This is a genomic window from Bacillus cereus group sp. BfR-BA-01309 (assembly GCF_022664315.1).
In the GTDB taxonomy this organism is placed as follows: Bacteria; Bacillota; Bacilli; order Bacillales; family Bacillaceae_G; genus Bacillus_A; species Bacillus_A mobilis.
Genome location: NZ_JAKUHE010000003.1, coordinates 68,884 through 91,986, shown reverse-complemented (window position 1 = coordinate 91,986; position 23,103 = coordinate 68,884). Strand labels below are relative to the sequence as shown.

The following is a 23,103-nucleotide window of genomic DNA, read 5'->3' as shown; positions in this document are numbered from 1 at the left end:
AGGTAGTAAAACTCACTGAATGCGAAATTTTACTGCCTCAAAAACACAATTGGTGCTGGCTAATAATCAGTGAGAGATAACCTCTCACCTTATACTAATTCTCGTTGCTTCGTTTCTTGCCCAAGTACAATTACAGCAACTACACCAATTAAAATTGATCCACAGAAAATCGTAAATATTAGTGATAATGAAGCCTGTGAAGCAACTAAATATCCTACTAATAGCGGCCCAAGAATACCACCAATACGACCGAATGCTGCTGCCATCCCTGCACCTGTACCACGAATAGCCGTTGGATACTGTTCCGGTGTATAAGCATATAAGGCACCCCAAGCACCTAAGTTAAAGAAGGATAGTAACATGCCTGCTACGATTAATACTGTTAATGACTCCGCCACTCCAAACAAGTAAGCACTACATGCTGTACCGATTAAATACGTAACTAAAACAAACTTACGACCAAGCCGTTCAATAAACCAAGCCGCTGTGAAATATCCTGGCAATTGAGCTAACGTCATAATAAGTACGTACTGGAAACTTTTTATTAAACTAAATCCTTTTAATACCATTACACTAGGTAACCAAAGGAACATCCCATAATAGGAAAAGACAACAGAAAACCATAGAATCCATAACATAATTGTTGCCCTACGATATTCTTCAGACCAAACTGACTTTATATTTTCAATAACGGATGGTCTTTTTTCAACCTTTTGGAATCTCGGTGAATCCGGTAAATTCCATCTTAAATATAAAGCATATAGTGCCGGAACCGCGCTCAACACCATTGCAACTTCCCAACCATATTTCGGAATTACAAAATACGAGATAAGAGCTGCAATTAGCCATCCACCCGCCCAAAAGCTTTCTAATAACACAACTATTTTGCCACGTTCATGTGCCTCAACACTCTCTGATACTAATGTAGAAGCAACTGGAAGTTCTCCACCAAGCCCCATACCAATTAAAAATCGTAACACAAGGAACATCGCAAGTGTCGTCGTTAAAGCAGTTAAACCACTACCGATAGAAAATAGTAATAATGTAATAATAAAGACTGATTTCCGCCCTATTTTATCTGATAGTATTCCAAAAACGAGCGCTCCGACTGCCATACCAATTGAATTAATGCTGCCTATCCAGCCCATTTCTTGCGTACTTAATCCCCAATCTTTTTGCAATGCCACCATTACAAATGAAAGCATTCCAACATCCATTGCATCGAATAACCATCCAAGCCCCGCTATTCCAAGTAGCTTTCGCTTCGAAATTTCTTTCACCTTGCCCACAAGAAGTCCTCCTTACACAGCTGTCTTTACACATCATTTTACATGTGTGAATTGTATAAGTAAAATACTTTCGTTCAAAAAATTCTCCTTCATCATTCCCCAAAAGTAAAATACTTATCACACTATTTGAGGGATGTAAGACTTCCACTTCAAAATTTAGCTGAAGCAAAGAGGTTAGATGGAAAATCAACTGCCGTTAAACGTCCAATTGGTGAAGGTTAACAATCAGTGGTGGATGAGTAAAACCCCACTTTATCAAAAATGGACAAATAAAAAAGTAGCGATATTCCGCTACTTTTTTGAACGCATGACTTCTTTTAAAAATTCCGCTAATACTAACTGACGACGCCAGCGTGTTGGATTACTACACAATCTATAAAACCACTCTAAGTTAATCGCTTGAATCCATTTTGGTGCACGTTTTACCTCTCCAGCCCATACATCTAAACTTCCGCCCACTCCAACAGCCATTTTCGTTTCTAAACGATGCTTATTAGTTTGGATAAAGTTTTCTTGTCTCGGGAAACCCAGTGCGACAAGTAATAGATCTGGTTTTGCTTCTTGAATACGAGAAACGATATTCTCTTCTTCTTCTTGTTTAAAATAACCATCTTGTGTACCCACAATAGATACAGCTGCATACGTCTTCGTTAAATGATCGGCTGCAGCTTGTACAACATGCGGTTTTGCACCAAGTAAGAAAACAGATACCGGTTTATTCTCCTCTGATAACTTTGCAAATAGATTACACATTAAATCAAAACCTGCTACACGTTCCTTTACAGGTGTACCTAACATACCACTTGCTTTTACAACTCCAATACCGTCAGGTGTAATTAAATCTGTATTTAATAATGTTTTATGGAATGTTTCATCCTTTTTTGCACACATAACAATTTCAGGATTTGCTGTTACTACCTGAAAAGTATGAGTTCGCTCCAATTCTAGTTGTCCCTTCAAATATTGGATCGTTTCATCCATTGTCATTGTAGAAAAAGGAACACCTAGAATATCAACCGTTTTTACTTCCATGATTAACTATCCTCTCTATTTCAGTAAAAGTTTTTTATATGCATTATAAGTATCTTCATACAAATTCTTTAGCGAGAAATAAGTAGATGCATGAGTATATAAACAATTTCCCATCGCTTCTAATTCACCATTCAACCATTTTTCATAAGCATTTTCTAACGCGTTTGCTAACGAATCGGCATCACCAATCGGTACAATCCATCCATACGTATCATCAACTATTAACTTCTTCATATCACCTACATTTGTTGCAATAGATGTTAAGCGTTGATTAGCCGCTTCTAATAAAACAAGAGGGAAGCTTTCGCTATAAGAGGTTAACAAATTAATGTGTGCAGATGCATATAATTCTTTTGAATCTGTACGAAAACCTAGAAAAATCACCTTATCCTCTAAGCCCTTTTGTTTCACCATCTCTTTTAATTCTGCTTCTATAGGTCCATCACCAAGCAAGAGCACCTTTATATTTGGAATTTTAATTTTTTGTAACGCTTCAAATAAAATATCATGACCTTTAACAGGATGAAGACGTGCTACTTGAACGGCTGTAAATACTCCTTCATCGATGCCAAATTCACTCTTATCATAAGGTTTTGCTGGAGTCTTATCATACTCAATTCCATTATAAACCGTACAAATCTTTTCTTCTGGTACACCTAGTTTTATTATATTTCTCTTAAAGTTTTCCGTAATTGCAAAGAATAAATCTACCTTCCTGAAAGAACGTAAATTTAACTTTGTAAATACCCATCCTTTTAATCCCTTCTTCATAAAATCCAAAGTTGGATCACTGTGGACAGTCATTATCCATTTCGCTTTTATACCTTTTTTCAAGAGGGAGAGATAGAAATTTGCTCGTGCGCCATGTGTATGCACAATGTCAAATTGATTTTCATTAATAAATGCTTTTATTTTTGAAAGAATTGATAGGTCGTACCGAGATGATTGGGTAAAAACATGCACTTGAATACCAAGGTTTCTCGCCTCTCTAGCAATCGCACCTTCTTCAAATACCATTAATTCCACTTCTTCCTTTGAAAATTGAGATAAAAGTGAAATAATATGCGTTTTCCCCCCACCTTCTTCTGCACCAGCATTTAGATGTAACACTTTCATTTCCTATTTCCTCCACACTTTCTATTTTTACTTACTATAACAAAAATAAAAGCTAACATGCGCTAGCTTTTATTTTTTAATCATTCAATTTCCAAATCAACAAGTAGGTATGCGCTAATAAGGACTAAATAAAAACTTACACCCGGTGCCATTAAAACATGACCAGCTATAAATGAAATACCTAAGGCTAAACCTATTCCGGTCATTATTAATACATATTTCACAGTGAATAATTGTTTAAATTTAGTCAATGCAAGTCTAATAATTTTAAATCCAAAGTATACAAAAGGTAGTAAAAGTAACACAAGTCCACCAATTCCAAATGAATAGAACCAATCATGGAAATCTCGTTCAATTAATTTCGGCTCACCTTTATAATTACCTGAATAACCCATACCTAATACTTTTTGAGAAAGAGGAGCTTTTTCATAGTACTCTTTATACTGCTGTTCAAATAATTCCCTGCCACTAAAAATAATAGCCTGTGTTTCCTCTTTCTGTTCTTTTTCTTTTTCAATTTCTTTCTCTTTTTCCGTCTCAATAACGTGAGGTTTATGTTCTTTCAATTCTTCTACTTGTTTCGCATTTTCTTCCTTCTTCTCATTTTGCAGCTTCTCAATTACTTGAAAATGTAGCCCCATATTTTTCATAAATGGCGAGAAAGGAGTGTATGCCATTACCCCTAGAAAAACAGTCATTGCAATCATACCATTTAATACATATGCATTTTTCTTTGCATCTTTACGTTGCATAAATGCCTGAATAAAACACATGATGAACGCAATAATCATTGTAGCAAAAATCGCTCCAAATCCAACCTTTGTACCAACGGCAAACAATGAAAAAATAATCAAAATAGAAGGAATCCAGCAATATATTTTAGACATACTAGTTGTTTTTTCAATAGAATATAAAACAACTATTGGACAAATAATCGCCAGAATTGAACCTAATTCATTCCCTGCATAAAACCATCCACGTGAACCAACCTTTAACCAATCATAACTGTTATAATCTGTTCCTGTTACAACCGAAACTACCATTACTATATTTATAATTAATGCTGCATAGGCAATATTGTTTCGCATTTTAAAACGCCTATTTTCTTTAAGTGATTTAAAGACCAAAATATAGCAAGTAAACATGATAAACGGATATAAAGATTTCGCTATAAACTTAATCTCTTCCCCTAATACGATAGGATCCTTAACCAATTTATTATTAATTAGTCCTATAGTGAAAAAAGCACCCATTCCAATTATATACAGCAAGTACTTAAGATTCCCTCTTTTCCTAGCTTGGAATACAATGTATATTCCTCCTAGGCCCATGACAAATAGACGCGCAAGAACTCCAATGGTTGTATCAATTTTTAAAACCATTATACAAAATGCCGTGAGTAAATCTAGAATTGGCTGTAACATTATAAAAATCAGTAAGAAATTTTCAAATTTACTACTTATACTGTTTTCCTTTAACATTTAAAGCCTCCATAACTATTACATAATTTCAACCTATAAAATAAACATTTTTTATTCATCTCAAATGTTTATTATAACATAACCTTATTGGTAAACTATCCGATTTATATACCAATTTTTATAATAGAAAAGGTAATAAATTTGTATTTTCAAACGCTTTCTTTCCTAATTTATTCTTTTTTTTTACACGTAAAGAAAATACATTGTTATTTCCAAAACTTTAGTGTATATTTTTTCTCTGGAACATCTTTATAAGGAAGGAATTAGAGCCATGTTATTAATCGATATATTTACGTTTCTTGGCATTATCGCCGCTGCCATTTCTGGTACATTAGTTGGTTTGAAAAAAGATTTAGATTTATTCGGTGTCCTTTGTTTAGCTGTAGCTACTGCGCTCGGCGGCGGTATTATTCGTGATATTATGATTGGTAACCTGCCTCCTGTCGCATTTGTAAAACCCATTTACTTTTTCGTAAGCGTATTATCAGCATTATTTACTTGTATGTTTTTTGAGCGCATCAATAAACTTCAAGTCGTTATTATGCTTTCTGATGCTGTTGGTTTAGGTGTATTTACAGCTATTGGTGCAAATGCAGCAATGTCACATCACGTTGACGCCTCGTTTTTAGTAGTTTCAATGGGCGTCATTACAGGTATTGGAGGCGGTATTTTGCGTGACATTTGCGCTCAAGATATCCCTTACGTATTCCGAAAAGAAATTTACGCAATCGCTTCTATCTTAGGAGCAATTAGCTTCCTAATCACACATGCAATGGGCGCGCACGTATTAGCCTTCTATGTTTGTTTATTAGTAACATTCGTTATTCGTGTCGTGACTGTAATATATAATGTACATTTCCCGGTTTTCTTTAAAACACACGCTAAGATTAATAAAGGCCATTAAGAGGATTCTACATAGAATTCTCTTAATTTATATACAATTCCATATACTGTAGAGTAATTTTATATAACAATATATAATTACATTAGAATACAAAATTGAAAACGCTTTACAAACAGGGGGAAGAATGATGCTTGGGGTTTTTAAAAAAAATAAAACAAACACCAGTATAATTGATTTAAGTAAAGGCCAACAAATAATATTTAATGTGCCTGCTAATTCTGAACTAAAAACTCAAATGGATATGCTACATATTGCGAAGGAAGATTTACAAATTGTAAAAGTATTACAGCCGTTTATTTATGAGGAAATAGATTGGATCACTGAAAAATTCTACACCAACATCACAAAACAGCCTAATTTAATTGCGGTTATTGAACGCTACAGCTCTATTCCCAAATTAAAACAAACGTTAAAGACACATATTAAAGAATTGTTTAGCGGTAATATGTATGAAGATTTTATTGAACAACGTGCTAAAATTGCAAGAAGACATGTACAAATTGGTTTACATAGAAAATGGTATACTGCAGCCTATCAAGAATTATTCCGTTCCGTCATGAAGATTTTGCAAACTAAAATTTCAACAATAGAGGATTTTTCTTATTCTATAAATGTAATAAACAAATTATTTACATTAGAACAAGAACTTGTTATTGCGGCTTATGAATCCGAATATGAAAGAATTCAAAAAGAACATGAAAAAGAAAAAGAACTGACAGCTATGACGATTACACATATTGCAACAGAACTAGCAGCAGTATCTGAAAAGACAAGTTCTTCTATTCAACAGTTAACATCTAAATCAGAAAATATTGTAGGAATTGCAAAAACAGGTACATCATTAGCCACAACATCAGAAGAAAAGGCTAATAAAGGAAAAGAACAATTAAATCTGCAAAACAAACGTATGGAAAGCATTCAAACAAATATGGAAACTATCATTACTGATACTCGTGAACTTCTCGATATTTCTAATAAAATTAACGAAATCATTGATATCGTAAAATCAATCGCTGAGCAAACAAATTTACTAGCATTAAATGCTGCTATTGAATCTGCACGTGCTGGTGAATTCGGTAAAGGTTTTTCAGTCGTAGCGGGAGAAATTCGAAAGTTATCAGAGCAAACGAAAGAATCTATCTACAACGTTACAAAGCTCGTTGAAAGAACTAATAAACAAATTATCCATGTCTCTTCCTCCGTAGAACAAATTAACTCTCTCGTATCTGAAGGGACAGATAGTATGCATGCGACAGATCAATATTTCCAAGAAATCGTAAAAGATATGTCTAACTCTAAAGACCAGAATAAAAAAATTGAAAATGAATTAGAAGTTATTTCACAGGTAATGAAGAGTATTCAAGACGACTCCTCAAAAATGGCCTTAACAGCGGATAGTTTGCAGCTAGAACTAAACCGATAAAGCAAACAAATATAAGGGTGGAGATTCTTCATCTCTCCTTTGTATGAACTCTAATCATCCATCTACAAAAAAAGAATCCAAAATGGATTCTTTTTATTTTCTGAAAAATATTTTTTGACAGTAAACATAACTCATATAAACACCAAAGCTTTGTAAAATAAACAAGGCTGGCACAATCATATTGTAATATGCCATATGTACTTGGAAAAGTCTTAACAACACATATCCACTAATTAACAATAAGAACAACATATATCCTTCATTTTGTTTTGTCTTAATAAGGAAATGTAATAATGCTATAGCCATAAATAATGTTACCGTTATATATATAAGTTTTTCACATTTAAATAGAATAGAATTTACTCCCTCATCTGAAAACTGATTAATCACTGGTTTTAAAAGATTAAATCTTTCATCTTCAATCTCTTTTAACTTTTGATTAATGTGCTCTGATACACTTTGATTTTTCGTTATTTTTTCCTCACTTTGATTTTTCCCAATTAAAACAGATTGAACATACATCTCATTCGAAATCGTGTATTGGGACATTCCCATTGCCTTAATTCCGTAATTCACACAAAAATGAGCACTATAAAATAGAATTAGTATGCCTATCATCTTTAATAGCACTTTTTGTTTCGTTGCTGATTGAAAAAATTCAATTAACAACACATATACAGTGATAAAAATAGGAAGAAATAATCCCATTGGGAAAATCATATTGCTAAATGCAAAGAAGATTGCTGAAAACACCCACATATAAGGATGATCTAATCCTTTATATAAAAGTATGTAACAAGCAAAATAAAATAGAAATATTGCGAGCGATTCTTGTGTTAATAAGGAACTCATAAATATATTTGGGATATATAAAGCATAAAATACAGATGCAATACGACCACACTCTTCCCCAAAAATCATTGACGTAATGCGATAAATGAAGAATGCGGTCCCTGTACAAAATAAAACATTAAATAGCTGTAAAGCAAATACCGTATCACCAAATATACGAATAATAATCGACTCATAAATGATAAAAGGTAACTGAGCTACATTCCCTACGTTATTACCAATTGCAACCTGCTTTGCAGATTCATACATTGCTTTCATATCACCAATCATTGGAACATCTATAAATATAACCATACTAAGTCTCACAACTATAGATGTGCCTATAAGAAAAATAAGAAATTGTTTATCTGTAAAACGATATTGTAAAATCGATGTTACTAACAAAATAAGGATAATAAAAATTACTAATATAATTGTTAAACTCATTGTACTTCCTTCAAAAAATTGCTTACTCGTTTCAAATGCTGACCAGCAACTATAAATAAAAAATGCGAGCATCGTACCAACCATTATTTTACTGAAGAAAGATGAAAAATTTGTTTGTATATGATTCATATGTCCATTGCACCTCTATTTCCATTCATAACACAACGATTCTATCATGAATGGGCACACAGCTGATAGGGAATTTATATAACAAATATGTATTCTTCACTTTTCACTTGCAATGTAAGCGAATCCTCTTTTACACTACATTTTAGACAAAATAAATTTTCTTTCAGTTGCATGAATATACTTGCAGAAGTATTCCTCCCCCTCTATCCATACCTTTTACTCATTTGAATATCTGGTAAAATCCAATAGGAACTAATACTCCTTTTATATCATAAAGAACATGTCACTCTGATTGAAAACGTAACCTAGGGGCTGATTATATGGAAAAGAAATTTATGAGAGAATCAAAGGCAATTAAAACAACACGTGTTTTCCCAAACGATTTGAACAATCATCAAACTTTATTCGGTGGAAAATTATTAGCGGAAATTGATAGTATTGCTTCTATTGCAGCTGCCAGACATAGCAGAAAGCATTGCGTTACAGCATCTATTGATTCGGTTAATTTTTTAACACCAATTCAACAAGCTGATTCTGTTTGTTACGAAGCGTTTGTTTGTTATACTGGTAAATCATCTATGGAAGTATTTGTGAAGGTTATCGCAGAAAGCTTATTATTAGGAGAACGTCGCATCGCTGCTACTTGCTTTATTACATTCGTAGCTCTAAAAGATGGGAAACCTTCTTCGGTTCCGCAAGTACTGCCAGAAACTGAAGAAGAACATTGGTTGCACAAAACTGGTCTAGAACGTGCAGAAGACCGAAAAAAAGGACGTCTAAAAAGTAAAGAAATGGCTGAAGTACTAACTTTAAATAAACCTTGGAGCGTATAAAAAACAATTTCCTTCTGAGCGAATATGTAGTATATATATTCGCTCATTGCTTTGTAAACAATTCAAACATCCACTACGATTTTTATAGTCACCCCTTAACATATATATATCTATCTTAACTACGCATATCCATTCTTATTTTCTTTTTTATACAATTTATTTTATATTTATTTCTATACAAGCAATAGTTGATTTACAAAGTTTATGTAAGGTACACTTATACTCGTAATTAACAAATGAAGGTGATGATTTATTGCTCATATAAAAAACTATACCTTCAAAACTGTATATAAAATGTATTTCATTATACTAAAATTATTCACACTTCAAATGTATTTTTATATGGAGCCCAATAATTATCTCTAATAAGGGTTCTTAATACGATATAAATGATATTTTGATTAAATCGTATTACTTTAATGAAAAGGTGAAATCATGCAAAAATCAATTATTTCTAATATCTTTTATAAAATACTGCTCAATACATTTAATATTATACTCCCAATCTTAGTTGGTCCTTACGCTTATCGAATGCTAGGAGCCAATTCAATAGGAACTGTTAACTATGCTGAAACTATTTTTAATTATTTTTTCATATTCGCAGTATTTGGTGTATATCAATACGGACTACGTGAAATGAGTTTAATAAAAAATGATAAAAGTAAAGTTTCTAAGTTATTTACAAGTCTTTATGTAATTAACTTTACGACTAGTATTTTGGCCTTACTATCCTTTTTGCTCTTTAGTTACATTGGATACGGTAACGAAAACCTATTCCCTGTCCTTCTAATCTTCGGCTTCAATTTCATTTCAAATATATTTTATGTGGAGTGGTTCAATGAAGCATATGAAAATTATGATTTCATTACTAAAAAAACAATTGTTGTTCGACTTATCTATGTTGGACTTCTTTTCTCTCTAGTTCATGGAGTGAATGATTATAAAACATTTGCCTGCTTATTAGTGCTATCAACATTCTTAAATCATTTTATTAGTTTTATATATGTGAAACGCCAAGTTAAATTTGATTTTTCTAACTTAACGATTATTCCACATTTAAAACCCTTAGTATTAGTCGTTATTTTTTCAAATGCCAATATTTTATATACACAATTAGATCGACTTGTCTTAGGCGCATACGCAGGAAAAATAGAAGTCGCTTTCTATGTTATGGCTTTCCAAATTATGACTATCATCAATACACTTATGTTAAGTGTTGTACAAGTCACGATTCCAAGGCTTTCGTATTTATCTGGAAACGCAGCTGAAAATGAATATGAATATTTATTAAATAGAATTTCAAAGGTATATTTCATTACCTTATTTCCTGCGGCAATCGGCCTAATGCTCATTGCTCATAAGGCCGTCATTATTTATGGTGGAAAGGAATTCGCTCCCGCTGGTAATACTTTAATTATTTTTGCTTTTTATATGATCACAGTAGGTATTGAGTCTATCTTATCGAATCAAATTATTTATGTGAAAAAGAAAGAAAATATTTTGGTGCGCTTTTTATTTATTTGTGGATTCGTCAACTTAGCATCCAATATCGCATTAATATTTTTCGATATACTCACTCCCACAACAGCAATTTTCACAACAACCATTGCAAACATTGGATTAATTACTCTCGAATATATATATATAAAAAAGAAATTAAAAGTGAATTATACATTGTTTGATATTCAAAAACTCAAATACCTATTTTATTCTCTAACATTTTTACCAATAGCGTTTATTATAAAAAAGTTAGTCTCTGGACAAATCATACAATTCGCCTTAGTAATATTGATATGCGGATCAACATACATTCTTATCTTATTTGTAACAAAAGATGAGATTCTATTAGCTCTACTAGGAAAGCTACAAGTACGATTCAAAAAGATGTAAACGCAACCTCTTAAAGGAGCTGTTAAAATTGAAATTTTCTTTGATTATGGCCACTTGTGGTAGACGTGATGATATTCTAGATCTACTAAAGTCACTTAAACAACAAACTTATAAAAACTTCGAACTTATTGTAGTAGATCAAAATGACATTCCAATCTCTGAGCTCTTTGAGGAATATACCAATAATTTTTCTATTAACTATATTTATACACCTATTAAAGGCCTATCTCGCGCAAGAAATATCGGCTTACAAGTAGCTGATGGCGATGTTATTGCTTTTCCAGATGATGATTGTATTTACGAAACGAATGTCTTAGAGAGCATAGTAGCAACGTTTAACTCAAATGCACATATTCAATTTATATCGACAAACACTACAAACGTTGAAAAAACAGGATCTTTAATACATGCGCCTGATAAAGATATCATTCTAAATAATAAGTATGGATTCATGGGCCCCTCTTTCGCTCTGTTTTTTACAAAACAATTTGTACAAGACGTTGGCACATTTAATGAAGATTTAGGTGTTGGATCTGGAACAATTTATGGCGCCGGTGAAGAGACTGATTTCGTACTAAGAGGTATGAAAAAAAATTATATAGGTTTATTTAGAAAAAATCTTTTCGTGTACCATCCTGTAAAAGAGGATACTATAGATGAACAATCATTAAACAGAGCTATTTCTTACGCTGGTGGTTTTGGTAAAGTTATTCGTTTACATTATGGATTTCCTTACCTTGTACGTGCAGTCGTTGCCGCTACATTCCGCATGATGCAAAATATATTTAACAATAAACGTAAATTCCATGCAAATCGGGTAAGAGGCATTATCCGTGGATACTTTAAATAATTTTTATTTCCCCTAAAAAAGGTGCAATCATTTTTAATAAACTGATTGTACCTTCTATTTATCTATCTTTCTATTATAGACAAAATAGTCTTTTCTACCCCTTCACGCTACGACGTTTTTGGTACTTCTCCAATAAATCTCTCATACTTATCACCATCATATATATTTTTTTCAAAATAATGAAACATAATTTTTGAAAAAATATACATTTTGAAATGATAGCATTATACGAAAGAATTTAGTATCATGATTCAAGATACTATTTCAAGTTGGACGGAGGATATTATGAGCTTATTAACAGTCGAAAAACTAGGACATACATTTGGCGATCGTACATTATTTAAAGATGTATCTATGCGATTACTAGCGGGTGAGCACGTTGGATTAGTTGGTGCAAATGGTGTTGGCAAATCAACATTTATGAATATTATTACTGGTCAACTTATCCATGATGAGGGCCGTGTAGAATGGACACCTGGTACAAATTACGGTTACTTAGATCAACATACAATTTTAACACCCGGTCGTACAATTCGTGATGTATTAGCCGATGCATTTCTACCTCTATTTCAAAAAGAAAAAGCTTTAAATGAAGTTACAGAAAAAATGGGCACTGCTACACCAGAAGAATTAGAGGAACTTCTTGAGCAAATGGCAGAAATACAAGATGCTCTTGAAGCAGGTGGTTTCTATTTATTAGATATTAAAATTGAGGAAGCAGCTCGTGGTCTTGGAATTGATGCAATCGGTTTAGATCGTGATGTTGCTGCATTAAGTGGTGGACAACGTACAAAAGTATTACTTGCAAAGTTACTACTTGAACAACCAGAAGTATTACTATTAGACGAACCTACCAACTATCTAGACGTTGAACATATTCATTGGTTAACAAGTTATTTAAAAGAATATCCACATGCCTTCCTATTAATTTCCCATGATACGGAATTTATGAATAAATGTGTTGATGTTATTTTCCATCTAGAATTCACAAAAATGACGCGTTATACAGCGACATATGAAAAATTCCTAGAGCTAGCGGAAATCAATAAAAATCAGCATATAAACGCTTATGAAAAACAACGCGAATTTATTAAAAAGCAAGAAGACTTTATTGCGAAGAACAAAGCTCGTTATTCAACGACGGGTCGTGCAAAGAGTCGTCAAAAACAACTTGATCGCATGGAGCGTATTGATCGTCCTGAAACAGCAATTAAGCCAGAATTCTCTTTCAAAGAGTGTCGCGCAAGTAGTCGTTTCGTCTTTGAAGGTGAAGATGTAGAAATCGGATATACACATCCATTATTACCAAAATTAACGATGACAATTGAACGCGGTGAAAAAATTGCAATTGTTGGATGTAATGGTGTTGGTAAATCAACATTACTAAAAACAATTTTAGGCAAAATCAAACCATTAAGTGGTAAAACAAGCCTTGGTGATTTCCTAACGCCATCATACTTCGAACAAGAAGTAAAAGCTGATAATATAACACCGATTGATGACGTGTGGAATACATTTCCTAGCATGGACCAACATCAAATCCGTGCAATGTTAGCAAAATGTGGTTTGAAAAATGAACATATCTCTCGCCCTCTAAATCAATTAAGTGGTGGTGAACAGGCAAAAGTTCGTTTATGTAAACTAATGGGAGAAGAAAGCAACTGGCTACTATTTGATGAGCCAACAAACCACCTTGATGTTACAGCAAAAGAAGAGCTTAAGAAAGCTATGAAAGCATATAAAGGAACGATTCTACTTGTATGTCACGAACCAGACTTTTATGAAGATTGGATAACAAAAGTTTGGGACGTAGAAGAATGGTCTCAACAAAACTCTTAATTTCTTAAAACAAGCCCTATGCAGACCAAGTTAAGTTTGCATAGGGCCATTTTCATTGAAATAACTTATAAAATTCATTAAGGAGTTTAAACATATAATGCAAAATACATTTTCTCTAAAAGCCAATGCATTTTTTGTAAAGTGTTTATTACTACTATGCCTATTTATTTATGCAGCCATAACATGGTATTCCATATCCATAATCGGAAGTACTTCCGGTTCTCGTTTCCTTGTTATAGTCCCGCCCCTTATTATAGGTTTACTCCTTTTACTTATTGGTTACATTGCGAATAAATATATGTCAAAAATAGTATTTACTATTTCACTTATTACTTTAGCTTTTTCGATTCGATTGATCTGGATTCTCAATATTCCAACCCCTATCGAATCTGACTTTGCAATGATGTACTATAGCGCAGTCCAAGCCGCTAAAGGCGACTTTAGTTTTGCTCAAAATACATACTATACTTCATGGGTGTATCAACTTGGTTTTACAATGTATCAAGCTTTTATTATAAAATTATTCGGAGAATCCCCTACACTGCTGAAGATTTTAAATGTTGCATATTGTACAGGAACAACATTACTGGTTTACATGATTACTTCAAAGGTATTTAATGAATGGTCTGGACGTATTGCAGGGGTAATATACTCGCTATATATCCCAAGCATTATAATGAGCTCTGTATTAACAAATCAACACCTTGCTACCTTCTTCTTTTACCTTGGTTTTTATATATTAATTACAAAGGGATTAAGCCATAAATATATGTGGATTTTTATAGGAATCTTCCTATCCCTAGGAGATATCATCCGTCCGCTCGGTGCCTTAATTTTAATTGCCGTAACTATTTATACCTTTTTACAAGGAATATTAGGAAAATCAAAACAGAGTGTTTTCCATTCTATAAAAAAACTTGTTGGTATTTTCATCATTTTTTACCTTGTACATTATATTATTAGCTACATACTTATATCCACCGGTGTTACACAATATCCGCTCTCTAATCGTGATCCGCTCTGGAAATTCACAGTAGGGTTTAATCATGACACAAAAGGCGGTTATTCTGAGGAAGATGCAGAATATATTACATCCATTGAAATTGGTGAGGAACGGACAGTCGCTGAAAAAAAACTTATTCAAGAACGCATAGCTGATCCGAAAAAAGTTTTATCTTTATTTAAAGACAAGTTCATACTTATGTGGGCCGATTACGATTCAGCTCCGATGTGGAGTTTATTTGGATTAGAAAATAAAGACAATGATATAATCACATTAAAAGACAACCTTATAAAATACGAAAGATATATTTATATTACCACCTTGCTATTTGGTATATTGTCACTTCTTTATCTTATAATAACTAAACAAAATGAAACTCCTTATACATTATTTTTACTACTAATAATTGGTTATGTAGCTATTCATTTCTTAATCGAATATCAAACAAGATATCGTTATTTCATCGTTCCTAGCTTTACGATTATTCAAAGCTATGGATTGTATATATGTCATATCCTAATAACAAAAAGAAACTCAATACAAGGTTTAAAATAAAAAGATTATTGAACTTTATATACACAATACAGATTATCTTATCGAATAATATAAAAGTACACCAAACATGCACAATGCCATATCAGCCCTTTGAAATATTCACGTAATAACACCCTTACATAATTTACAACAATATAAGGAAGCAGTATTCGTTCATTAATAAAAAAGGTAACAACGAAAACTATCATTGTTACCTTTTTATATTGTAATACCCCATAAGCCTCAAACGAAATTCTTTTAAATTTGGATATACCTCTAAATTAGATAACATCCCTTGAATGACCGGGATCCTTGGATTTTGCAATCTCATTTCTGCCTCCAAAACATCTAATGTAACAAGCAATTCCTCATCTTCTAATTGATCAGCTAATGTGCGTTTAAAAACGATAATTTCTTTTAAAAAGTGTTCCTTAACCTGCTCTTTAATAAGCTCTGATTTGCAAAGGAATTCTCCCAGCCTTTCTTCATGTAACACAGGTTCTTCCGAAGATTCTACCAATCCATCTACTAAATCATCTGCTCTTTTCAAAATAAAAGCAGAAACATAAGATAAGTCAATTTCTGGTGCTTGTAAAATGATTAGTTCTAAGTATCCACGGCATATGCCTTCTACCATAATGACTAAATCTAATAAATAAGGCATAACCTTCTCACCATAAATAGAAAGTAAACTATTCCGATAAAATGCATGCGACTCTAACTTCATCCGCATCATAAACTCTTCCACTTCTTTATTAAAAGGAATAGCATTTTCCCTTGCATGCATAATAATAAATTCTTTATGCTTTTGTATATCATTAAACTGGCAATGCAATTGTTTTGCAAATTTTTCACGTGGCAATAACGATTCTTTTTCAATATCCATCATTTTATTTTGAATCTTGTCATAGTAGTATCGAAGTGTTGCTAATAAAAGCTCATCTTTCGACTTAAAGTATAAATAGAAAGCTCCCTTAGATATGCCACAAGCGGTCACAATTTCCTGTACTGATGTCGCATTTACACCCTTAGTCGCAAATAACTTCATAGCCATCTCTATAATTAAACGCTCTTTTTCTTTCATATCATGTCTCTCCTAAATTTAATCTCGCATCTTATTATGAATTTATTATACCATCCCTTTTCATTGACGGTTGACCAATCAGTCAGTTATATTATGTATTAGACTGACCAGTTGGTCAATACAATACAAAAGGGAGCGCAAACATGAACAAAATCATTAATTTCTCGTTAAAAAATAAGTTCGCAGTTTGGCTACTAACCATTATTGTTACCATTGCAGGTATTTATTCTGGGCTGAACATGAAGCTGGAAACAATTCCTGATATTACAACACCGATTGTAACAGTAACCACGGTTTATCCTGGTGCTACACCAGAAGAAGTAGCTGACAAGGTTTCAAAACCGATGGAAGAGCAACTGCAAAATTTAAGTGGTGTAAATGTTGTTAGTTCATCATCTTTTCAAAACGCATCTTCTATTCAGGTAGAATATGACTTTGATAAAAATATGGAAAAGGCTGAAACAGAAATTAAAGAAGCTCTCGCAAATTTGAAACTGCCAGAAGGTGTAAAAGACCCGAAAGTTTCACGTGTAAACTTTAATGCCTTTCCAGTTATTTCATTAAGCGTAGCAAGTAAAAATGAATCTTTAGCTACCTTAACTGAAAATGTAGAGAAGAATGTTGTGCCAGGATTAAAAGGACTTGATGGTGTTGCATCTGTTCAAATTTCAGGTCAACAAGTAGATGAAGTTCAACTTGTCTTCAAGAAAGATAAGATGAAAGAATTAGGTTTAAGTGAAGATACTGTAAAAAATGTAATTAAAGGATCGGACGTATCTTTGCCACTTGGCTTATATACATTTAAAGACACAGAAAAATCAGTTGTTGTAGATGGAAATATTACAACAATTAAAGCATTAAAAGAATTAAAAATCCCGGCTATACCTTCATCTCCGAGCGGTCAAGGTAGTCCAAACGCTGGAGCCGGTGCACAAACGCCGCAAATGAATCCAGCCGCTATGAACGGAATTCCGACAGTTACATTAGACGAAATTGCTGACATTAAAGAAGTCGGAAAAGCAGAGTCAATTTCTCGAACAAACGGAAAAGAAGCAATAGGAATTCAAATTGTAAAAGCTGCTGACGCGAATACAGTTGATGTTGTAAATGCAGCGAAAGATAAAGTAAAAGAACTTGAAAAAAAATATAAAGACTTAGAGATTATTTCAACATTCGACCAAGGTGCACCGATTGAAAAGTCAGTAGAAACAATGCTGAGCAAGGCCATTTTTGGTGCTATCTTTGCGATTGTTATTATTATGCTGTTCCTACGAAATATCCGAACAACATTAATCTCTGTCGTTTCCATACCACTTTCTTTATTAATTGCTGTATTAGTCATAAAGCAAATGGATATTACACTTAACATTATGACACTCGGAGCAATGACAGTCGCTATCGGGCGTGTTGTGGATGACTCCATTGTTGTTATTGAAAATATTTACCGACGTATGTCGTTATCAGAAGAGAAACTGCGCGGAAAAGATTTAATTCGTGAAGCTACGAAGGAAATGTTCATCCCAATTATGTCTTCTACCATTGTAACAATTGCTGTATTCTTACCGCTTGGACTAGTAAAAGGTATGATTGGTGAAATGTTCTTACCATTTGCCTTAACTATCGTCTTCGCTTTATTAGCATCGTTACTAGTGGCAGTTACGATCGTGCCGATGCTAGCTCACTCTTTATTTAAGAAAGAGAGCATGAGAGAAAAAGAAGTACATCATGAAGAAAAACCAAGTAAATTAGCAAATGGTTATAAACGCATACTTGCATGGGCTTTAAATCATAAAATCATTACATCAAGTATCGCTGTCCTTCTATTAGTTGGTAGTCTTGCACTTGTTCCAGTTATCGGTGTAAGTTTCTTACCATCTGAAGAAGAAAAAATGATCATTGCAACGTACAATCCTGAACCAGGGCAAACGTTAGAAGACGTTGAAAAAATTGCAACGAAAGCTGAGAAGCACTTCCAAGATAATAAAGATGTCAAAACAATTCAATTCTCATTAGGTGGAGAAAACCCAATGAGTCCTGGTCAATCAAACCAAGCAATGTTCTTCGTACAATATGATAACGACACGAAAAACTTTGAAAAAGAAAAAGAACAGGTCGTTAAAGATTTACAGAAGATGTCTGGAAAAGGTGAATGGAAAAACCAAGATTTCGGAGCAAGTGGCGGTAGTAATGAAATTAAACTATACGTTTACGGAGATAGCTCAGAAGACATTAAGCCTGTCGTAAAAGATATTCAAAATATCATGAAGAAAAATAAAGACTTAAAAGATATAGACTCCAGTATTGCAAAAACGTACGCAGAGTACACTTTAGTCGCAGATCAGGAAAAACTAAGTAAAATGGGTCTAACGGCTGCGCAAATTGGAATGGGACTTTCTAATCAACATGATCGCCCTGTTCTGACAACAATTAAAAAAGACGGTAAAGATGTCAATGTATATGTAGAAGCTGAAAAACAAAATTATGAAACAATCGATGACTTAACAAATCGAAAAATTACAACACCACTTGGTACTGAAGTGGCTGTGAAAGATGTTATGACTGTAAAAGAAGGTGAAACTTCGAATACAGTAAAACACCGCGATGGCCGTGTTTATGCGGAAGTAAGCGCAAAACTAACATCTGATGACGTTTCAAAAGCATCTGCCGCTGTTCAAAAAGAAGTAGATAAAATGGATCTTCCTTCTGGCGTAGATGTTTCTATGGGCGGCGTTACAAAAGATATTGAAGAATCATTCAAGCAACTTGGCTTAGCGATGTTAGCTGCGATTGCCATTGTATACTTCGTTCTTGTCGTTACATTTGGCGGTGCCCTTGCACCATTCGCAATTTTATTCTCGCTACCATTTACAATTATCGGGGCTCTTGTCGCCTTATTAATCTCTGGCGAGACATTAAGTGTATCTGCAATGATCGGGGCGCTTATGTTAATTGGTATCGTCGTAACAAACGCTATCGTGCTTATCGACCGCGTTATTCATAAAGAAAATGAAGGCCTATCAACACGTGAAGCTTTATTAGAAGCTGGTGCAACACGCCTTCGTCCGATTTTAATGACTGCAATTGCAACAATCGGGGCCCTTATCCCGCTTGCATTAGGATTTGAAGGTAGCGGCTTAATTTCTAAAGGACTTGGTGTAACGGTAATTGGTGGATTAACAAGTTCAACGTTATTAACACTTCTTATTGTTCCAATCGTTTATGAAGCATTAAGCAAGTTCAAAAAGAAAAAAGCAAAATAACAAAAAAATAACCTCGCAGTTAGCGAGGTTATTTTTTATTTCCGAATAAGATTAGGAAATCACCATATCCTTCTTTCTCTAATTCCTCTTTTGGAATAAATCGAAGGGCTGCGGAGTTAATACAGTAACGAAGACCATCTGGTCCTGGACCGTCTGGAAATACGTGCCCAAGATGCGAATCTCCTTCCTTACTTCTCACTTCTGTACGAGTCATATTATGACTCACATCCATTTTTTCTTTCACACTAGCTGACATAACTGGCTTTGTAAAACTAGGCCATCCACACCCACTATCAAACTTATCTAAAGAAGTAAACAAAGGCTCACCTGAAACGATATCTACATAAAGACCTTCTTCTTTATGATTCCAATACTCATTTCGAAAGGGTGGTTCCGTTCCATTTTCCTGCGTTACATAAAATTGCATCTCATTGAGTTTTTCTTTTAAATGAGCATTATCTTTTGGCCAATGTTGTTTAATAAACGCATCTCGTCCTGAGCCTTTACGGTATAACTCGTAGCGGAATGTGTTTTTCTTATGATATCCTTGATGATATTCTTCAGCCGGATAAAACGTAGTAGCTGGTAATATTTTTGTCGCAATCGGCTTTGAAAAGCGTCCGCTCATTGCAAGCTCTTCTTTTGAAGCTTCTGCTTTTTTATGTTGTTCTTCATTCTGATAAAAAATCACTGTTTTGTAAGACTGTCCGCGGTCGTGGAATTGTCCACCTATATCAGTCGGATCAATTTGTCTCCAGTATATATTTAATAACTCCTCATACGGCATTTTATTTGCATCAAATGTAATTTGTACTGCCTCATAATGTCCCGTCGTCTCTGAACATACTTCTTTATACGTTGGATTCTCTTTATGACCACCCGTATAGCCAGAAACAACCTGTATAATCCCTTCCATCTCTTCAAATGGCGAAACCATACACCAGAAGCATCCTCCAGCAAATGTAGCTTGCTCTACCTTTTCATTTACAGCCATTCTTTCACCCCTATTCTATGTTCTTCTTACAGTATGGCATAAGGAACATCATGTTATAAAAGAAAAAGCACCGAACATCGATGCTTTTTCTTTACTTCACTTTATTTTTTTCCAACATCCTTCTCCATTTCATCACTTGTCACATCTAAGACATCTAATAAGAAAATGAAGATTGGAATACCGATAATTAATCCCCATACACCTAAGAAGTGTTCTGAGAAGATTAATACCATAAATGTATAGAAAATCGGTAAGTTTGTTTTTTGCGACATAAACTTCGGATTTAACACGTAACTTTCAAGCGCATGAATTACTGTTACGATAATTAAAATATAAACAACGTACATAATACCGCCGATATTGTAAGCAATCATACAAAGTGGGAATAACGAAATGATAACCCCAGCTACTGGAATTAAACCGAGTAAGAAGATCATTAACGCTAAACCTAATAACTGCGGGAATCCTAATATCCATAGTGCAATAACGGATAAAACACAGTTAACAACTGCAATTAAAAATTGTGCTTCGATTACTTTTCCGAATGAACGTGCAAATTTCTTACCGAAGTACTCAATTTCAGTATAGAAAATTGCAAGTCGGCTTTCTTTAAATTTTGCAGTAAAAGCAACGATACGAGCTTTTTCCAATAAGAAAAATAAACTTAAAATTAAAGAAAGTAACACTTGAAGGCCAAATTTACCAACATTCGTAATCGATTTGTACAAAATGTCGACGCCTTGTCCTACATATTTCGAAAGTTCCATATGATTGACAGCATTCACTGCATACTTAATTAATTCACTATCTGGTGGATTTCTTAAAAATACGTTAAATTGATAAATCAATTGTGAAATTTGTATCGTTAATACTGGTAAATATTTAAATAGCGTAATAGCAATTCCACCAATTAACATGACATATAGAAATGCTATAATAATTTTTCGATTAATGGGCATGAAATGATCTAATTTACGAGAAATAAACTTTTGGAATCGATCCATTAAATACGTGAGAATAAACGTAATTAAAATTAAATTCAACATACTTTGCAGCCCGTATAACACGAGAGCAAGTATTACTAATACGAGTAACCTCTGAAATCCTTTGCTTTGAAACAGGTTTTTTATTTGCATAATCGACGAGTACTCTCTCCTGTCCTATAAAGTAAAACGTTAATAAGTAGATTTTTTCTCTCTTCTCTACCTTTAATTATTTATTCATATGAAGATCTTTATAAGTTTATTATATATCTCCCTTAGTAGATCCTATAGTAGCTTACTTCTTATTTTACAATACAATGACCTAATTCAAAACGTATTCTACACAGTATTAATGAAGATTTAAGGAAACTTACATTTTATTTAAATAGGTCTTACCACTACTGTAACATAAAAAGCAAGCTATCAGTAGAAATCTGTCCTACAAATAGCTTGCTTTTCTCATTTTTTAAGTAAGTTTTCCTAGCCAATGAATGGCATAAACATCGGTATGACAACTACAGTTACAACCCCAACTACTGTTACAGCAATACTTGCCATAGCTGCCTCTACTTCACCCATTTCAATTCCTACTGCCACTCCTAATGCGTGACCTGCTGTTCCAAGTGCTAAACCTTTTGCAATTGGATGTTTTACTCTAAATGTTTTTAAGAATAACGCTCCTAATGCGTATACGATAACTGCGTTAAAAATAACTGCAAACGATGTAATTGCTGGTATGCCACCAATACTTTCAGAGATTGGTAACGCAATTGCTGTTGTTGCTGCTTGTGGTAACATTGAATTCATTACCGCTGTATCTAGACCAATTGCTTTGGCGACAATGAACACGACAATTACTGAGCAAATGGATCCAACTACGATAGCCGATAAAATTTGCCACCAATATTTTTTCAACTTATCCACTTGTTTATATAATGGAATTGCAAACGCGATTGTTGCTGGTTCTAAGAAGAAGCTAATCATTTTTCCGCCAGTATTATATTCTTCAAAAGTAAAATTACCTACTTTTAGAAAGACAATCCCTAACACCATCGCTACAAATAATGGTGTGAATAAGAAGAATCCTTTTGAATGCTTAAATAATAATGTTCCGATTCCGTATGCGATTAATGAAACGACGATTCCGAAATATGGAGTCATTGTGCTTGCCATGTTCATTC

General features: G+C 33.6%; 17 protein-coding genes and 1 pseudogene. 9 read left to right on the top strand and 9 right to left on the bottom strand.

All coding sequences use genetic code 11. From position 1 onward, the window contains the following. Window positions 1–89 precede the first annotated feature (89 nt). The 4 genes from MR115_RS07520 to MR115_RS07505 all read right to left on the bottom strand — a co-directional run bounded on the left by MR115_RS07520 (window position 90) and on the right by MR115_RS07505 (window position 4,918). Window positions 90–1,289 (bottom strand): MFS transporter, encoded by a 1,200-nt coding sequence (locus MR115_RS07520; RefSeq protein WP_242240690.1) that lies wholly within the window; start codon window positions 1,287–1,289, stop codon window positions 90–92. A gap of 291 nt (window positions 1,290–1,580) precedes the next feature. Beyond that, entirely contained in the window at window positions 1,581–2,321 is a 741-nt protein-coding gene (locus MR115_RS07515; protein ID WP_242240687.1) for a WecB/TagA/CpsF family glycosyltransferase, read from the bottom strand. 15 nt (window positions 2,322–2,336) lie between these two features. Further along, the gene (locus MR115_RS07510; RefSeq protein ID WP_242240686.1) at window positions 2,337–3,437 is read right to left on the bottom strand and encodes a glycosyltransferase family 4 protein; all 1,101 of its coding nucleotides are present in this window, start codon (window positions 3,435–3,437) and stop codon (window positions 2,337–2,339) included. Between the two features lie 80 nt (window positions 3,438–3,517). Beyond that, on the bottom strand, window positions 3,518–4,918 hold the full coding sequence (locus MR115_RS07505; RefSeq protein WP_242240684.1) for an O-antigen ligase family protein: 1,401 nt from the start codon (window positions 4,916–4,918) through the stop codon (window positions 3,518–3,520). A 271-nt stretch (window positions 4,919–5,189) separates the two neighbouring features. Between MR115_RS07505 and MR115_RS07500 the strand changes: the two genes are divergently transcribed. From MR115_RS07500 to MR115_RS30225, 3 genes and pseudogenes are all read left to right on the top strand, one after another. After that, window positions 5,190–5,822 carry a trimeric intracellular cation channel family protein gene (locus MR115_RS07500; protein WP_000924371.1) on the top strand — a complete coding sequence of 211 codons (633 nt, stop codon included), beginning with the start codon at window positions 5,190–5,192 and terminating at the stop codon, window positions 5,820–5,822. Window positions 5,823–5,946: 124 nt separating this feature from the next. Further along, window positions 5,947–6,441, top strand: a pseudogene (locus tag MR115_RS30230) (protoglobin family protein); the annotation flags it as partial. Between the two features lie 102 nt (window positions 6,442–6,543). Beyond that, entirely contained in the window at window positions 6,544–7,245 is a 702-nt protein-coding gene (locus MR115_RS30225) for a methyl-accepting chemotaxis protein (protein ID WP_375337812.1), read from the top strand. A 93-nt stretch (window positions 7,246–7,338) separates the two neighbouring features. On the opposite strand, the gene MR115_RS07490 is transcribed toward MR115_RS30225, so the two are convergent. Next, window positions 7,339–8,652, bottom strand: a complete 1,314-nt coding sequence (locus MR115_RS07490; protein ID WP_242240681.1) for an ArnT family glycosyltransferase — start codon at window positions 8,650–8,652, stop codon at window positions 7,339–7,341. A gap of 320 nt (window positions 8,653–8,972) precedes the next feature. Between MR115_RS07490 and MR115_RS07485 the strand changes: the two genes are divergently transcribed. The 5 genes from MR115_RS07485 to MR115_RS07465 all read left to right on the top strand — a co-directional run bounded on the left by MR115_RS07485 (window position 8,973) and on the right by MR115_RS07465 (window position 15,622). After that, window positions 8,973–9,485 (top strand): acyl-CoA thioesterase, encoded by a 513-nt coding sequence (locus tag MR115_RS07485; protein ID WP_000412137.1) that lies wholly within the window; start codon window positions 8,973–8,975, stop codon window positions 9,483–9,485. Window positions 9,486–9,920: 435 nt separating this feature from the next. Then, the gene (locus tag MR115_RS07480; protein ID WP_242240680.1) at window positions 9,921–11,375 is read left to right on the top strand and encodes an oligosaccharide flippase family protein; all 1,455 of its coding nucleotides are present in this window, start codon (window positions 9,921–9,923) and stop codon (window positions 11,373–11,375) included. Window positions 11,376–11,403: 28 nt separating this feature from the next. After that, window positions 11,404–12,225, top strand: coding sequence for a glycosyltransferase family 2 protein (locus MR115_RS07475; RefSeq protein ID WP_046958597.1), 822 nt, complete (start codon window positions 11,404–11,406; stop codon window positions 12,223–12,225). A gap of 246 nt (window positions 12,226–12,471) precedes the next feature. Beyond that, complete coding sequence (locus tag MR115_RS07470) at window positions 12,472–14,064, top strand: ABC-F family ATP-binding cassette domain-containing protein (protein ID WP_003295909.1); 1,593 nt, start codon at window positions 12,472–12,474, stop codon at window positions 14,062–14,064. 97 nt (window positions 14,065–14,161) lie between these two features. Further along, a complete protein-coding gene (locus MR115_RS07465; RefSeq protein ID WP_242240679.1) occupies window positions 14,162–15,622 on the top strand; it encodes an ArnT family glycosyltransferase in 1,461 nt (486 codons plus the stop codon). Between the two features lie 190 nt (window positions 15,623–15,812). Here MR115_RS07465 and MR115_RS07460 read toward each other — a convergent pair whose 3' ends face one another. Then, on the bottom strand, window positions 15,813–16,685 hold the full coding sequence (locus tag MR115_RS07460; protein WP_242240678.1) for a TetR/AcrR family transcriptional regulator: 873 nt from the start codon (window positions 16,683–16,685) through the stop codon (window positions 15,813–15,815). A 143-nt stretch (window positions 16,686–16,828) separates the two neighbouring features. Here MR115_RS07460 and MR115_RS07455 point away from each other — a divergent pair, with 143 nt between their 5' ends. After that, a complete protein-coding gene (locus MR115_RS07455; protein WP_242240677.1) occupies window positions 16,829–19,945 on the top strand; it encodes an efflux RND transporter permease subunit in 3,117 nt (1,038 codons plus the stop codon). A gap of 28 nt (window positions 19,946–19,973) precedes the next feature. Here MR115_RS07455 and msrB read toward each other — a convergent pair whose 3' ends face one another. From msrB to lrgB, 3 genes are all read right to left on the bottom strand, one after another. Further along, entirely contained in the window at window positions 19,974–20,939 is a 966-nt protein-coding gene (msrB, locus tag MR115_RS07450) for a peptide-methionine (R)-S-oxide reductase MsrB (RefSeq protein WP_242240676.1), read from the bottom strand. Window positions 20,940–21,040: 101 nt separating this feature from the next. Next, window positions 21,041–22,075 carry an AI-2E family transporter gene (locus MR115_RS07445; RefSeq protein ID WP_242240673.1) on the bottom strand — a complete coding sequence of 345 codons (1,035 nt, stop codon included), beginning with the start codon at window positions 22,073–22,075 and terminating at the stop codon, window positions 21,041–21,043. Window positions 22,076–22,402: 327 nt separating this feature from the next. Further along, entirely contained in the window at window positions 22,403–23,095 is a 693-nt protein-coding gene (gene lrgB / locus MR115_RS07440; protein WP_000168869.1) for an antiholin-like protein LrgB, read from the bottom strand. Window positions 23,096–23,103 lie beyond the last annotated feature (8 nt).